This window comes from Terriglobus sp. ADX1 (genome assembly GCF_036877645.1).
Lineage (GTDB): Bacteria > Acidobacteriota > Terriglobia > Terriglobales > Acidobacteriaceae > Terriglobus.
In genome coordinates this window covers 20,623-35,744 of sequence record NZ_JAEDXV010000021.1, presented here as the reverse complement: position 1 = coordinate 35,744, position 15,122 = coordinate 20,623, and the positions used below count along the sequence as shown (strand labels likewise).

Below are 15,122 nucleotides of genomic sequence, written 5' to 3'. Positions count from 1 at the left end.
CTCATGTCGTAAAACGTCGTTTCAGGGCAAAAAGCAAATTAGCTTCGCAGCTTGGCCAGCAGATCTGTCGGATGCACTGGCTTGGCCAGAATCTCAAACTCGTGCCCCTGCGCACGTGCCTTCTCCAGCAGGTCAGCCGTGGCGGCCTGTCCGCTGAACAGAAGGATCTTGCAGGTGGGAAGCTTTTCCCGAATTTTGATGGCGGCTTCGATACCCGTCATGCCTGTCATGATCACATCTGAAATCAGCATGTTGGGTTGAAACTGATCGATGATTTCCACGGCAGATTCGCCGGAGTACACGGCCTTGGCTTCAAAGCCCGCCTGATTGAGGATGATTGCGAGCGTGTTTGCAATCACCTGTTCGTCGTCGGCAACCAGTACCTTCGGTTTGCTGGGGGTTGTCATATTAATCACAGTTCTACTTGACCCGGTGGCATAAGGCAAGTTTCTGGAAGTTGTTGTTTCACCGGAGGATGATACCCTCAGAGGACGCCATGCGGCCAACTTCGGCCGGCCGCTCTGCCACCAAACTTCCAGGGTCCGGTCACTGATCCGGCTCCACTGCCAATGGAGACGCCCAATGCAACAGGCCATCATTCGCGCCGAACGCGTTGAAAAATATTATGCTCAGCCGAGCGAGAACCGTATTCAGGTTATCTCGCCGACAGATCTGTCGATTGTGCCGGGCGAAATTGTCGCACTTCTGGGGCCATCCGGCTCCGGCAAGTCGACATTGCTGCGCATGCTCACCGGACTCTCAGTGCCCTCAGGTGGCCAGGTGTACTGGCATGAAAAACCTATTGGCCAGACAGAAATCAACGTCTCCATCGTCTTCCAGAGCTTCGCTCTCTTTCCGTGGCTAACGGTGCTGGAGAACGTGGAAGCTCCGCTACAGGCGCGCGGCATGGAACCGGCGAAGCGCCGTAAGCGCGCCATGAAGATGCTGGATACGGTAGGTCTTGACGGCTTCCAGCACGCGTATCCCAAGGAACTCTCCGGTGGCATGCGTCAGCGTGTGGGCTTCGCGCGGGCGCTCGTTGTCGAACCAGAAGTTCTATTCATGGATGAGCCCTTCTCTGCTCTCGACGTGCTCACTGCAGAAAACCTGCGTTCAGAATTGCTGGAACTCTGGCAGAAGAAGACGATGCCCACGCAGGCCATCTTCATCGTGACGCACAACATTGAAGAGGCAGTTCTGCTTGCGGATCGCATCATTGTGCTGGGTCGTAATCCCGGCCATGTACGCACGGATTTCCGTGTCGCCCTGCAACATCCTCGCGATCGCAAGGCTGCAGCATTTACGCAACTGGTGGACTACATCTACAAAGTGCTGACGCAGCCTGAAGCACAGCCGCCCGAGTTGCCGCGCACCGCAGGTGGCAAGCGTGTTCGCGACCAGCGTTTGATGAGCTATCAGATGTTGCCGCATGCACGTCCCGGCGGCATTGCTGGTCTTTTGGAATTGATGGTGGATCATGGCGGCAAGGCTGACATTTATCGCCTTGCCGATGATCTCGCTTTCGAAGTCGACGACTTGCTGCCTATCGTTGACGCCGCCTCATTGTTAGGTTTCCTAACGGTTACGGAAGGCGACGCCACACTTACTCCCAACGGCACGGAATACGCCAATGCAGAAATCCTTCGGCAGAAGGAGATCTTCCGCGAAGCCGCACTGCAACATGTGCTGTTGCTGCGCCAGATCATGCGCGCGTTGGAAGCCAAGAGCGACGGCTCGGTACCGGAAGAGTTCTTCCACGACATGCTGGACGAACAGTTCAGCGAGGAAGAAACGTTGCGACAGCTTGAAACGGCCATCAACTGGGGCCGCTATGCAGAACTGTTTGACTTTGATGCGCAGCGCCACCGCTTCATCCTGGCGCACGTCGCTGAACCCGCTGTGGAGACGCACGAATGAAGATGCTGCCTGGCAGCTTCAGTAATTTGCGGGCACGGGGTGAGATGGTCATCCCGCGCACCCTTGCGCGTTCGCAGGCGGTCCGCAGAAGCTGGCCATTCCTTCTTGATCTCATCGTTGCCAGCATTGGCCTTGCTGCGTTTTACGGCGTGGTGCAGATTGCACGACTCTGGCTGGGACACCCAGAGCCGCAGGTCACGTTATCGCTCTCTCCACGGGCCTTGCCGTTGTATGCGCTTTATTCCATCGTTCGCATGTTCCTGGCATACCTGTTGAGCCTTGCATTCGCCATTGGCTATGGCTACGTGGCCGCGTATAGCCGCAGGATGGAAGCGCTGATGATTGCGGCGTTGGACATTCTGCAATCCATCCCCGTGCTGAGCTTCCTTCCCGGTGTCATGCTGGCGATGGTCGCTCTGTTCCCTTCGCGTCAGCTTGGGTTGGAATTGGGCGCGATTGTGCTCATCTTTACCGGCCAGGTGTGGAACATGGCTTTCTCGTTTTACTCATCGCTGAAGAGCCTTCCGCGCGAGTTAACAGAAGCCAGCGCCATCTATGGCTACTCGCGTTGGCAGCGCTTATTTCAGCTTGAACTTCCGTTTGCCGCCATCGGCCTTATCTGGAACAGCATGGTTTCCGTTGCAGGCGGATGGTTCTTTCTGATGGCCTGCGAAATGTTCGTTCTGGGCTCGCGCGACTTCCGTCTGCCCGGCCTCGGCAGCTATCTGCAGACTGCTGCGAGCGAAGGCAACACCACAGCCATCCTGTGGGGTCTTTTCACGATGATTCTCATCATCGTTGCAACAGATCAGCTACTGTGGCGCCCCATCATTGCGTGGAGTGATCGTTTCAAGTTTGAACAGGTGGAAAGCGCACGTCATGTACGGTCGCCCCTATTGGCCATCCTGCAGCAATCGCGCTTCGTGAAGCGGATGCGGCACGTTACTCTTTCTCCTCTGCTGGATAAGCTGTACCAACACGAAGCGAAGCGCGGCCCAACGCATGTCACCCTGGACGATGGTGATCAACGCTCGCCTTCTGCACTTGCACAAGTAGCCCTGGCGCTGGTGATTTTCGCGGCAGTGGCTTATGCGGCGATACAGGCTCTCCATCTGCTGCATTCCATCGACCGTCAGGAATTCGGCCTTGTGCTCGGTGGGGCAGGCATGACGCTGCTGCGTGTGATCGCGTCCCTGTTCCTCGCAACGTTGTGGACTGTACCAGTTGGCGTTGCGATCGGTTCGCATCCGCGTCTTGCGCGCATTGCACAACCGTTGGCACAGATCGCAGCCAGCGTGCCCGCTACTGCATTGTTCCCCGTAATCCTGTTGCTTCTATTGCGTAGTGGTGGCGGCATGAATACAGCGGCCATTCTGCTGATGCTGCTTGGCACGCAATGGTATGTGCTGTTTAACGTCATCGCCGGTGCCACTGCCATCCCGAACGATCTCAAAGAGGTTTCGCGTCTCTTCCACTTCGGCACTGTGCAGCGCTGGAAGACCATCATTCTTCCCGGCATCTTCCCTTACCTGCTGACTGGCCTTATCACGGCAAGCGGCGGCGCATGGAACGCCAGCATTATTGCGGAATACTTCCGGCTGAAGGGCAAAACGATGACAGCCTTCGGTCTGGGCGAACAGATCAGTGCAGCAACCGACGCTGGCAATTTCGCGGTGTTGCTGCTGGCCACGATTGTGATGGCGTTGATGGTGGTTACCATCAACCGTCTTGTGTGGCGTCCGCTGTTCCGATTGGCCGAATCGAAGTATCGCCTGGGCGCTTAACGACTCCGCCTGGCATTTCGCAACGCATAGATCACCGCAAGCACCGGCGGAGCCAGCAAAGCGCCCCACGGCGGTAGAAGGATACCGCCCGCAATGGGTCCCAGCACTGCCGCCCACCACGGCACCAGCGTGCTGCGTTTCAGCAACAGCGGTTGAATCAACGCGCCATCGACGATCGCGATGAACGCGTACAGCCCCAGCGTCCACCACAGTTTGTCCAGATCCGTGTCGATGGATGCGAAGAACGCCGCAATTGCCGGTCCACACACGGCAAAGGCTGTTCCAATGCCAGGCACAAACTGACAGACAGCCGCCACAAGCGCCCAAAGCGGAGCCCACGGCACATGGATGAAGTACAAGCCCACAAACCACATCAACCCCACGCAGAGAGCGTCGAGTGTCGTGGCGCGCCACCATCCCATCAGCGCAGTGCCAGCCGTGCGCAGATGATCTGACGGTTGTGAAGGTGGGGCTTCGTAAGGATTCGCCTGCCGATAGGGATACTGCTCGTCCGCCACGTTACGCTCCTCATGCAACAAACGCACAGACGATTGGATGCATCACAGCAAGTCGAACGACAGGAAAATCCGCGCGAATCGCAGAGTTTGCGACGCTTCTGGGACTGTATGCGAGGGAACACATGGCTGTGATGATGCAGGGCTTTTATTGGGATTGTGCCAAGGAAGAAGACCGACTGGGCGAATGGTGGAATTATGTAGCGGAGAAAATTCCAGCGCTGGGCAAAAACGGCATTGGTTTCGATTCCATTTGGCTGCCTCCCATCAGCAAAGGTGCAGACGTAGGAACCATGGGCTACGACCCTTACGATTACTTCGATCTCGGTGACTATGACCAGAAGGGTGCTGTGAAGACCAGCTTCGCAATCGCGCTGAACTGGAGAACCTCATCAAGACGATTCACGACAACGGCATGGGCGCGATCGCCGACATGGTCATCAACCACAACAGTGGCGCTGACGAAGAAGAAGAAAACCCACTGGACGGGCAGAAGCGCTGGACAAAATTCAATCCAAAGAGTGGTAAGTTCGCACGTAACTGGGACTGCTTTCATCCTTCTCGTTACGAGAAAGTGATGATGGAGGGCGAGCAGTTCGCTGGCTTCCCGCACCTGTGCCATCGCAATCCGAAGGTCTATGCGGCGATGTATGAATACGCGCGCATGATCATTGAAGAACTGGACTTCGATGGCTTCCGTTTCGATTTCGTCAAAGGCTTTGGCGCATGGATGATCGGGCTACTCGCCAAGTATCAATATCAGAAGAAGGACAACCCTGACTTTTCGCCATTCGTTGTGGGTGAATATTGGAGCGGCCCGGAAGACATTGGCGGATGGCTGGATGCCGTAAGCAAGTTAACTGACTCGCAGATTGCAGCATTCGACTTCCCCCTGCGCTACAAGCTGAAGGACGTCTGCGATACACCGAACTACGACCTGCGCAATCTCACCGATGGCGGTTCTGTCTCCGCGGCACGTCCGTTCAATGCGGTGACGTTTACTGAAAACCACGACATGGGCGGCAATGAAGTGGTCAACGACAAGATGCTTGGCTACTCCTTCATCCTGACGCAAGACGGTTATCCGTGCGTCTTCTGGAAGGACTACTACAACTTCGAACTGGCACGCCCCAACACTCCGAACGGCATTGACGCTCTTGTGCAGGCGCACCACAAACATGCCGGTGGTGAAAGCTGCATTCTGCACGCCGATCCGGACCTGTACATCTCGCAGCGCGGCGGCACGGAAGATCAGAGCGGCCTCATCTACGTGCTGAATAACCTTGGCAACCAGTGGAGCGGTACCACGGTGAAGACCAAGTGGACCAACACGCGATTCGTTCCCGTGGCATGGGACGGCCACGACCAGGCGCATCCGGACGAGCGCGGCACAGACGAAGAGGGCAACGGCGAATTCCCTGCTCCACCGCGCGGTTACTGCGTCTACGCTCCGGTGTTTGAATAGCAAAAAACGAGCGCAGCGCTCGTGGCGGTTTGCTGACGGCGCTGCGTTCTGCTTTTCCAGCCAACGTCCTGTAACCTAGAAGCATGAAGATTGGCGTGCTTGTCTTCCCCGGTTCCAACTGCGACCACGACACCTACAACGTGATCGATGCTGTCGCGCAACAGCCTGCGACCTTTCTCTGGCATGCCAGCGAGGATCTGCAGGGATGCGACGCCATCCTGGTCCCCGGCGGCTTCGCCTATGGCGATTACCTGCGCACTGGTGCGCTTGCGCGCTTTGCTCCCATCATGGGTTCGGTGAAGAAGTTTGCCGCACAGGGTGGCCCCGTTATGGGCATCTGCAATGGTTTCCAGATCCTGTGCGAGAGCGGCCTGCTGCCCGGCGCACTGATGCGCAACGCGGGTCTGCGTTACATCTGCAAACAGGTAAACCTGCGTACAGAAACGAACGATTCTCCCTTCACACACCTGCTGCAGCGCGGCGAAGTTCTCCAGATGCCCATTGGCCACATGGAAGGCAACTACTTCTGCGACGCCGACGCACTGGCTACGCTGAAGAAGCAGGATCGTATCGCCTTCCGTTACAGCACCCCTGCGGGCGATATCACTGCTGATGCCAACCCCAATGGTTCGTTGGAAAACATCGCGGGCGTACTCAGCGAAGGCCGCAACGTGCTTGGCATGATGCCGCATCCGGATCGCTCAAGCGAATCCATCCTCGGCACAGCCGACGGCCTCAAACTCTTCCAGGGACTTATCTCCAGCCTTCAGACTGCCTGATTTTGCCGATGATTGATATCCACCACCATTTGTTGCCCGGCGTAGACGACGGCTCCAAGAGTCTCGAACAGTCCATTGCGATGGTCACCATGGCAGTGGAAGATGGCATCACCCATATCGTAGCCACGCCTCATGCAGACGATACGTGGAAGTACAACCGTGAACGCAACGCAGAGCTGCTACAACAGTTGCGTGAAGCCTTGCCCGCAGAAATCGCTGCAAAGATCACGCTGGGCCTTGGCTGCGATTTTCATATCAACTGGGAAAACACGGAAGACGCACGCGTCCACAAACGCCGTTACACCATCAACGAAACGGAATACCTGCTCATCGAACTACCCGATGTTGGCATTCCAAACCGTATTGATGAGGTGATCTACCAGCTTCGCGTGGACGGTCTGACGCCGATCCTGACCCACCCTGAACGCAACCAAACGTTGCAACGCACGCGCGACCGCCTGCGCGAATGGATGCAGAGCGGCCTGCTGCTGCAGGTAACCGCTGGCTCCGTCACGGGCCATTTCGGCAGTACTGCCGAAACCTTTGCATGGGAGCTGCTGGAGAAGCGCTGGGTTCACTTCCTGGCCACTGACGCGCATAACCTGGACCGCCGCCCGCCGCATATGAGTTCTGCGTATCGCCTTGTATCGGAACGGCTTGGTACGGAAACCGCGGAACGCCTCTGCGTCACGAATCCCCGTGCCGTCTTTGAAGGCAAAGCGTGGCCATTGCAACCCGCCCCCATCGGCGTCTTTGAGAACCAGTTTGGCGAAGACGACGAAGATGAAAAGCCCTCCTTCTGGCGTCGCATCTTCGGCCGCTGAAAGAAACAGAGTCGTTTCGGGGAACAACCTCATCACAATCAAGGACTAAATCTGTCGTAGATTGCGTTACGATAGTAGAAGCGTGCGTTCCACGCCGCTGAAGTTTCTGGAAGAAGGACCGCGCAGTGCACCTGGCAGAGTTGAAGCATGGAGAGAAAGCCACGGTGCTGGGCGTGGCACAGGGCGAGGCTTATTGCCACCTGTGCGCCTTGGGCCTGAACGCCGGAGCAGAAGTGGAAGTGGTGCGAACCCTTTCGCGGCGCACCGTTCTCATCGTTCGGGTGGATGGTTTTGATATTGCCCTGCGCGGTGAGACCGCTTCGACAGTAAAGATTCGCATGGAGAGTGCCCTGTGAGCACCGCAACGGTCATCGCCGTGGAGAAGTCCGCACCGGCCCGACCTGCGGGGACGTATCACACCATCGGCCTCATCGGCCCGCCTAACGTCGGCAAGACCACGCTCTTCAATCGCCTTACAGGACTGCGTCAGAAGGTCAGTAACTACAGCGGCGTCACGGTGGAGCATCGCTCCGGCAAATTGAAATCCGGGCAGACGGTAATTGACCTTCCCGGCGTATGGTCGCTCACACCCGAGAGCGAAGATCAAAAGATCGCCGTCAATGTCCTGCATGGTGCACAGCCCGGCGTGCCAAAGCTGGATGCGGTATTGCTCGTCGTTGACGGTACAGCGCTGCACCGCTATATGGGCCTGATCCATGAAGTGCTGGCATGCGGTCTGCCCACCATGGTGCTGATCAACATGGCAGACGAGCTGGTGGCACGCAACGGCTACATTGATCCGCTGGCCGTGGCACGCGAACTGGGATCGCCTACGGCTTTGATCAGCGCATCACGCGGCACGGGCATGGAAGCCATCTCCCACTTCCTGAATGGAGAGCATGCCGCCGCACAGATTCTTCCCGTGCTGCAGGCTGGCGGCAACGCTGCGCCCGGATGCGCAACGGACTGTAATACGCTCACTCGTTCCGGCGCGTATCGCCGCCCGCATCACTCCAAGTTCACACGAGCCTTTGATCGCTGGGCTCTGCATCCGGTCGTCGGGCCGCTGATGTGCATCTTCTTCATCGCCGCGGCGTTTCAAATCATGTTTCGCCTCGCCTATCCTGCAGGCCAATGGCTCAGCACATGGCTTGGCAACATCGGCATTGCGGCAGGCGAACATATTCCGGATGCCATCCTGCGCGCCATTATCGTCGACGGCATCTGGAATGGCATTGCATCCATCCTTGGCTTCCTGCCCACCATCCTCTGCATGTTCCTTGTGATTACGCTGCTTGAGGATTCCGGTTATATGGCTCGTGCAGCCGTCATTGCGGACCGCACCATGGGCCACGTGGGCCTGAACGGCCGTTCGTTCCTGCCACTACTTAGCGCTTATGCCTGCGCTGTGCCAGCGATCATGGCAACACGTGCCATCCCTTCCAAGCGCGACCGTCTTGCAACAATCCTGATCGCGCCGTTCATGACATGCAGCGCGCGTCTGCCTGTGTACGCGCTACTCATTGCAGCATTCATCCCGCAACGTAAGGTCCTTGGCAATCTGCTCGGGCTGCAAGCTGTCACGCTCATGCTGCTCTACGCAGTTGGCCTTCTCGCAGCATTGTTCACCGCAAAACTGTTGCACTCCAGCGTACTCAAGGGCCGCGCATCCATGTTCGCCATTGAATTGCCGAACTACCGCATGCCGCGCCTGCGCACCGTGGCACTCGCCATCTACGACCGCAGCATGGTCTTCCTGAAGCAGGTGGGCACGGTCATTCTGGTGCTGAATCTGGCCATCTGGTTCCTGTCGCACATGCCGTTTCACAACGGCCAACCCAGCGATGTGGGCGCAAGCTACCTTGCCCGTTTGGGCGATGTGATTCAGCCTCTGCTGCATCCGCTTGGTCTGAATCGCAATGTGGGTATTTCGCTTTTGGGTGCGTTCGTTGCACGTGAAAGCGTCGTCAGTACGCTGGCCACACTCTACGGTCAGGTCAACGTAGGCGATGCCTTGCGTGCTGAAATCGGACTTGCAGGAGCGATCGCATTGCTGGTGTTCTTCGCGCTCGCCATGCAATGCACTGCCACGCTTGCCGTTGTACGCCGCGAGACGAATAGCTGGAAGTGGCCTCTGCTGCAATTCGCGTATATGACGATTTTGGCCTATGGCGCATCTTTCGCCACCTATCGCATTGCGCTTGCCATGCATCTATAGATTTCTTCTGTAGCAACGCAGTAACCTCCAGGGCATGACGCCGCTTCCTCGCCGCACGTTTCTGAAGACCACCGCAGCCGCGGTGGCCACACTGCCATGGATCGCGAACGACGCGCAACACGCAAAGACCTCTGCAACACCGAAAACATTGGGAGTGACCATCCATGTGCGTGATATGGGGGCCACTGGCGACGGCAAAACCAAAGACACACTCGCGTTGCAGCAATCGCTAGATCGCTGTTCCCTGCTTGGCGGTGGCGAAGTCGTACTCTCCGCAGGCGAATACCTCAGTGGCGCGTTGCAGATTCACTCCAACACCACACTGCGCATAGAAGAAGGCGCAACGCTGACCGGTTCGCCAGACATGCAGGACTATCCCCTGGCGCAGGTGCGCTGGGAAGGCAAGTTCATCAAGGGCTACTCCGCATTTCTAAACGCGGTCGATGCCACCAACATTCGCGTCACGGGGCCAGGCCGCATCATCGGCAGTTCAGCAATTGTTGGCCGTCTGGAAAAGGGCTCGCGCATGCGCCTGCCTGCATTGCTGGAGTTCACAAACTGCCGCAACGTCACCGTCGACAACATCTTCACGAAGCAGTACGGCATGTGGTCCATCCATCCCGTACTCAGCGACGATGTGACCTTCCGCAACGTCACGATTGAAAGTGGTGCAGACGGCATTGATCCAGACTCATGCCGCAACGTCATCATCGACAACTGCACCTTCCGCACAGTCGACGACTGTATTGCCATCAAGAGCGGACGCGGCTCCGAAGCCTATCGCATGGCACGGCCCTCCGAGAACATTCACATCTCGAACTGTACTTTTACCGATGCGCGCTGGGCCTGCGTCTCCATTGGCTCTGAAGCATCTGGTGGCGTGCGTAACGTGGTCGTGGAGCACTGTAAGATCCTCTCCGCATACACGCATGGCGTCTACGTCAAGACACGCAGTGGCCGCGGCGCATTCATTGAAGACATCACCTTCCGCAATATCGACGTCTCCGGCTGCCGTGAAGGCTTCCTGCGCCTCAACAGCCTCGGCAGCGGCTTGCAGGATCAGGATCCAGTCCCCGGTGATGAAGGCTTGCCGCAATTTCGCAACCTGCGCTTTACGGACATCCGCGTGCAGGATGTGCCACAGCTTGTCCTTGCGACCGAGATTCATCCAAAGAAGCCGCTCGACGGCCTCGTTCTCGCAAACATCTCCGGCACCTGCCGCAAAGGCATGGAGATAGCCAATGCAACTCACGTTGAGATTCGCAATGTAACGGTCACAGGCTTCAATGGCCCGTTGCTGTCTACAAGAAATGTCACAGGAAAAGGGCTCGCAGGCTCAGTGGAATTGCCCGCATCCGCCATGCCGAAAATCCCCGATGAGATTCTTCCACCGGCAACACCGTACATACTCAAGTAAATTTGTTATCCTGTATCAGGAACGGGCGAGTAGCTCAGCTGGTTAGAGCGCCTGCCTTACAAGCAGGATGTCGGGGGTTCGAATCCCTCCTTGCCCACCATCACCGTTCTCGCAATACACAACCAAGAGGCGATGGGGTTCGCCTTGATGCCCAGCCGACAGGCTGGAGCTGATGACTCCTACAACTGTAGGAGGCCCATTGCCCAAAATTGATTTCCGACAATTTTTCAAAGAACCTTTCGGCATGATCCGCCATCTGCTGCGCTGGATTCCCATTGCCTGCTATGTCGGCATTGCCGCGGGAACAGCTTCCGCTATTTTGCTGGCATCGCTGACGTATGCGACCAACCTGCGCGAAAGCCACACCTGGCTCATTCTTCTGCTTGCTCCTGTCGGATGGTTGATGGGTCTGATGTATCGTCACTTTGGCAAAACAGTCGAAGCGGGCAACAATCTCATCCTCGAACAGATTCACGATCCCAAAGACGTCATCCCCTTCCGCATGACGCCGCTGATCCTGATCGGCACCTTCCTCACCCATGTCTTTGGCGGCTCCGCAGGCCGCGAAGGGACCGCTGTGCAGACCGGCGCATCCCTCGCCGACCAACTCACGCGCCCGCTCCGTCTATCGCCTCAGAATCGTCGCATCCTGCTCATGACCGGCGTCAGCGCTGGCTTCGGTTCCGTCTTTGGAACGCCGTTAGCGGGCGGCGTATTCGGCATGGAAGTACTTGCCATCGGGGCCATCGGCTACGACGCCATAGCCCCCTGCTTCCTTGCCGCCTTTGTGGGCGACCTGGTCACACGCGCATGGGAGCCCATCCTCCCCGGCATTCATCACACGGTGTACTCCGTCTCTGAAGTACCTGGCTTCAATGTACGCACCATCCTCTATGCGTCCATCGCAGGCGTCCTCTTTGGGTTGGTCGCCATGCTCTTCGCGCGCCTGACCCATGCCATCGCCAGCACCATGCGACGCCTCATCCGCCGCTCGGAAGTCCGCCCTGTCATGGGCGGACTTCTGGTGACGACAGCCGTCTTCGGCATCGGTTACGCGCACACAGCGAAATATCTAGGACTCGGCATTCCCACCATCGTCGCGGCCTTCCACACACATCTGCCGTTTTACGATTTCGCAGCCAAACTCGTCTTCACCGCGGTCACACTGGGAACCGGATTCAAGGGTGGCGAAGTCACTCCCCTGTTCTTCATCGGTGCCACCATGGGCAACGCCCTCTCCTCGGTGATTCCTCTGCCAGCTTCCCTCCTTGCTGGCATGGGCTTCGTCGCCGTCTTCGCAGGCGCTGCCAACACACCGCTGGCGTCCACCCTGATGGCTATGGAACTCTTCGGAGCTGAAGCAGGCGCCTACGCGGCCATCGCCTGCATCCTGAGCTATCTCTTCTCCGGACACAACGGCATTTACCACGCACAGCGCATCCGCAGCAACAAGTACGCAGAACAGCTTCCTCTCACCCTTGAAGCCAAGCTGCAATCGGAAGAAAACGCAGACAGATAACGCCTGTCACACGAATGGAAAAGAAATGCACAGGAAAAGGTTCAGACAAAGTGTGTAAACAAAGATCAAACCTGATACACTCAATCTTGTTGTTGGGCAGTTCGGTTCTGGACCTGAAAGGGAACAAGCCTCGAGCACCCAGAAACAACAAAGTGTGAATGCACTTTGGGGACGTAGCTCAGTTGGTTAGAGCGCTGCCCTGTCACGGCAGAGGTCGCGGGTTCGAGCCCCGTCGTCCCCGCCACTCAATCGTAAGCGGATCGCCTTTGAGTGGCTAAACAAGTGACAGACCAATCTATACATCCAATAAAACACACAAGGCGACTTTTCATTCGTATCTCATCGCTGATACAAGTTCCTATTACACAATCATCAGTCGCCTGTTCTGAGCCACACTCTCGTGTGAGTTTATCCGCCTGTGCAATGAGCCTGCTTTTGATTCCGTTGTCATCACCCTACTGACCAGTAGTGGCTATTACGGAATCATCATCAAGAATGATTCCGTAATAGCAGCTCTGGTCAACTTCTATTCCGATCATGAGAGGTCGATCGAAATGTCGTAGAGTTCATTTTCTCCGACGGAATAGCCGAACAGCAGTTCTCCAGACGGTGTGACCTCGAGAATGCTCGACGCATAATCCTCGTCGTAGCGCTCAGGCATCTTCCGCACCTCCACTGGTTTACCGCCAGCAACCTGGTATTTCATCAGAACGTAGCTACCATTCTGAGCCTCAATGAAATAAAGAATGTTCTTCTTCCGATCCCAAGCCTGTGCTCCGATCGCACCGGATGAAGAAATGTCATGCCAGGTCTGAGTGGTTACATCAAACAACTTAAGTTTGGATTGATCATTCGTCACTGCCGACAAATAGCGGGCATCCGGTGACCACTTCACCGACGACAGGCCTGAAGACGCAGGTAATGTCTCAACACTGTGATCACCAAGTTTCAGAATAAAGATCGCACTCTCAAAGTGGTTTGCTCCTGATTGAGATTCGAAAGCAATCCTCTCGCCCATCGGTGCATAGGCTATCTGCCGTACATCGCGTATGCCTGCGACAGTCGTCCGCGAACCGCCACCGGCCGCATTCACACGGGCAATTGTGTTTCCACCATTTTTCTCTCGCACATAGATCAGACTGCGGTCGTCCTCTGACCACTGTGGAGATTTCGCAAACTCGCCGGGGGCTGAGAGTTGGACTCGTTCGCTCCCATCGAGCCTACTCTTCCAGAGAGTTCCTTCAGGATGCAACGTGTAGGCAATCCACTCACCATCGTGCGAGATGCTCATCGACGACACTGAGAGATCCCGAAGAACTGGCTCAAAATCGCGACTCAGCATTGTTAAATAGAGTCGGCTCTGCTCCCCCATTGCATAGAGGTGGCGAAGATCCGGACTGAGTGTAGGTGATCTCCAGAAATCAACAGGTCCCGAGGCTATTTCCCAAGGACTGCCGCTTCTTTTCCAATTGAATATTTTTTCCCGTCTCGCCCAAATGGAAGATGAGCCCGCGCTATCTACGGTATAGACAAAATATTTTCCATTAGCGCTCCAGGAACCACAGCAAGCATGGTGCTCGTACGGATCTCCCCTCAGAACTGGAGTCACACTGCGGTTGGCAAGATCAACCTCGTACAAACTCATTTGATCGTTCGCCTCATGGACGGAAAACCTTACAGCGCTTCCATCGGGAGACCAGGACGGCCAAAAGGGAGTGCCTGCAGTTGTAGCAAGCACCGATGCGTTCTGCCCATTGCTATCGGCTAACATGACCTGCTGCTGAGAGACGTACACGATTTGAGTGCCATCTGGAGACCACGAAGCCGACCGGCCAAATAGCTCTGTCATGGGTTGTGACGGCTGGCCCTGCAGCGTAACAGCGGTAATGGGGCCATCGCTGTCACCCTTGGAAACCAGGGCTTCCTGGTTCTCTGACTGGACGCTGGAAATATATCCAGTTGCAAGCCCCAGTGCCGCCGCGCCGATAGTGCCCCCGTCAATGGGAACAGAAGCAAGGTAAGACTTCTTACCGCGGAGTTCCGTAAAAAGGATCTTTCCCTTGTTGAGTATCAAGGGAGCTTTGCTCACTTTTGTGAACCCATCCCGAGTGAGCTTTGTCACTGCGCGCAGGTCTTCACGTTGGTTGTAGACATTTCCAACAATGGGTATGACAGCAAAGATAAACAAAGCAATCAGTCCTATCAGCAAGGACGATTTCACTGTCACAACTTGATGCACATGTTGGTTAGGGAGCTTAACACCGAGATCTACTCTCAACCTATCTAGCGGGTCTTCGGAGTCCGAGTTTTCCGTAAATAGCAAGTTACCCTGGGTTAGGGCCCCTACTGATATACGGTACCCCTTCTTGGGTACTGTCTCGATATATTCGCGTCCGTTTGGCAGCTTGCCGAGGGCTTTCCGCAACATGAATATGGTCTGCGTAAGATTATGTTCCTCGACGACGACACCTTTCCAGACAGTATCGAGAAATTCTTCTCGGGATACTACCTTCCCTTGTGCCTTTAAGAGCAATGCCAGAGCCTCGCGCTGGCGTTGCGGCATATCAATTATCTCAATCCCACGCATGACAACCATTTGTGTGGCCTCAAACGTGTATTCACCAAAATGCAGTATCTGTTTCATATCAGGGACCTTGGGGAAAATCCGTTGATTTTTGATCTGC

12 protein-coding genes, 2 tRNA genes and 1 riboswitch are annotated in these 15,122 nt (G+C 56.2%); of the genes, 11 read left to right on the top strand and 3 right to left on the bottom strand.

Features of this window, described 5'->3' with window-relative positions:
• Positions 1 to 38: 38 nt before the first annotated feature.
• Entirely contained in the window at positions 39 to 407 is a 369-nt protein-coding gene (locus JAO32_RS14115; RefSeq protein ID WP_334241463.1) for a response regulator, read from the bottom strand.
• 175 nt (positions 408 to 582) lie between these two features.
• Between JAO32_RS14115 and JAO32_RS14110 the strand changes: the two genes are divergently transcribed.
• Both JAO32_RS14110 and JAO32_RS14105 read left to right on the top strand, forming a co-directional pair.
• On the top strand, positions 583 to 1,917 hold the full coding sequence (locus JAO32_RS14110; RefSeq protein ID WP_334241461.1) for an ABC transporter ATP-binding protein: 1,335 nt from the start codon (positions 583 to 585) through the stop codon (positions 1,915 to 1,917).
• Entirely contained in the window at positions 1,914 to 3,701 is a 1,788-nt protein-coding gene (locus tag JAO32_RS14105; protein ID WP_334241460.1) for an ABC transporter permease, read from the top strand. The genes JAO32_RS14110 and JAO32_RS14105 overlap by 4 nt, the downstream gene beginning before the upstream one ends.
• Here JAO32_RS14105 and JAO32_RS14100 read toward each other — a convergent pair.
• Entirely contained in the window at positions 3,698 to 4,219 is a 522-nt protein-coding gene (locus tag JAO32_RS14100; protein ID WP_334241458.1) for an AI-2E family transporter, read from the bottom strand. The two genes, JAO32_RS14105 and JAO32_RS14100, sit on opposite strands and share 4 nt — an antisense overlap.
• Before the next feature lie 412 nt (positions 4,220 to 4,631).
• On the opposite strand from JAO32_RS14100, the gene JAO32_RS14095 reads away from it, so the two are divergent.
• From JAO32_RS14095 to JAO32_RS14055, 9 genes are all read left to right on the top strand, one after another.
• Positions 4,632 to 5,681 carry an alpha-amylase domain-containing protein gene (locus JAO32_RS14095; protein ID WP_334241456.1) on the top strand — a complete coding sequence of 350 codons (1,050 nt, stop codon included), beginning with the start codon at positions 4,632 to 4,634 and terminating at the stop codon, positions 5,679 to 5,681.
• Positions 5,682 to 5,764: 83 nt separating this feature from the next.
• Complete coding sequence (gene purQ, locus JAO32_RS14090; protein WP_334241454.1) at positions 5,765 to 6,460, top strand: phosphoribosylformylglycinamidine synthase subunit PurQ; 696 nt, start codon at positions 5,765 to 5,767, stop codon at positions 6,458 to 6,460.
• An 8-nt stretch (positions 6,461 to 6,468) separates the two neighbouring features.
• On the top strand, positions 6,469 to 7,284 hold the full coding sequence (locus tag JAO32_RS14085; RefSeq protein ID WP_334241453.1) for a tyrosine-protein phosphatase: 816 nt from the start codon (positions 6,469 to 6,471) through the stop codon (positions 7,282 to 7,284).
• A 125-nt stretch (positions 7,285 to 7,409) separates the two neighbouring features.
• A complete protein-coding gene (locus JAO32_RS14080) occupies positions 7,410 to 7,640 on the top strand; it encodes a FeoA family protein (protein ID WP_334241451.1) in 231 nt (76 codons plus the stop codon).
• Complete coding sequence (gene feoB, locus JAO32_RS14075) at positions 7,637 to 9,502, top strand: ferrous iron transporter B (RefSeq protein WP_334241449.1); 1,866 nt, start codon at positions 7,637 to 7,639, stop codon at positions 9,500 to 9,502. The genes JAO32_RS14080 and feoB overlap by 4 nt, the downstream gene beginning before the upstream one ends.
• Positions 9,503 to 9,536: 34 nt before the next feature.
• A complete protein-coding gene (locus JAO32_RS14070; RefSeq protein ID WP_334241448.1) occupies positions 9,537 to 10,919 on the top strand; it encodes a glycoside hydrolase family 28 protein in 1,383 nt (460 codons plus the stop codon).
• Positions 10,920 to 10,942: 23 nt separating this feature from the next.
• Positions 10,943 to 11,019, top strand: a tRNA-Val gene (locus tag JAO32_RS14065).
• A gap of 19 nt (positions 11,020 to 11,038) precedes the next feature.
• Positions 11,039 to 11,108: riboswitch (Fluoride riboswitch) on the top strand.
• Between the two features lie 55 nt (positions 11,109 to 11,163).
• Positions 11,164 to 12,438: a voltage-gated chloride channel family protein gene (locus JAO32_RS14060; protein WP_334241445.1), complete on the top strand. Its 1,275-nt coding sequence runs from the start codon at positions 11,164 to 11,166 to the stop codon at positions 12,436 to 12,438.
• A 167-nt stretch (positions 12,439 to 12,605) separates the two neighbouring features.
• Positions 12,606 to 12,682, top strand: a tRNA-Asp gene (locus JAO32_RS14055).
• Between the two features lie 291 nt (positions 12,683 to 12,973).
• Here JAO32_RS14055 and JAO32_RS14050 read toward each other — a convergent pair.
• A complete protein-coding gene (locus tag JAO32_RS14050) occupies positions 12,974 to 15,082 on the bottom strand; it encodes a winged helix-turn-helix domain-containing protein (protein WP_334241443.1) in 2,109 nt (702 codons plus the stop codon).
• Positions 15,083 to 15,122 lie beyond the last annotated feature (40 nt).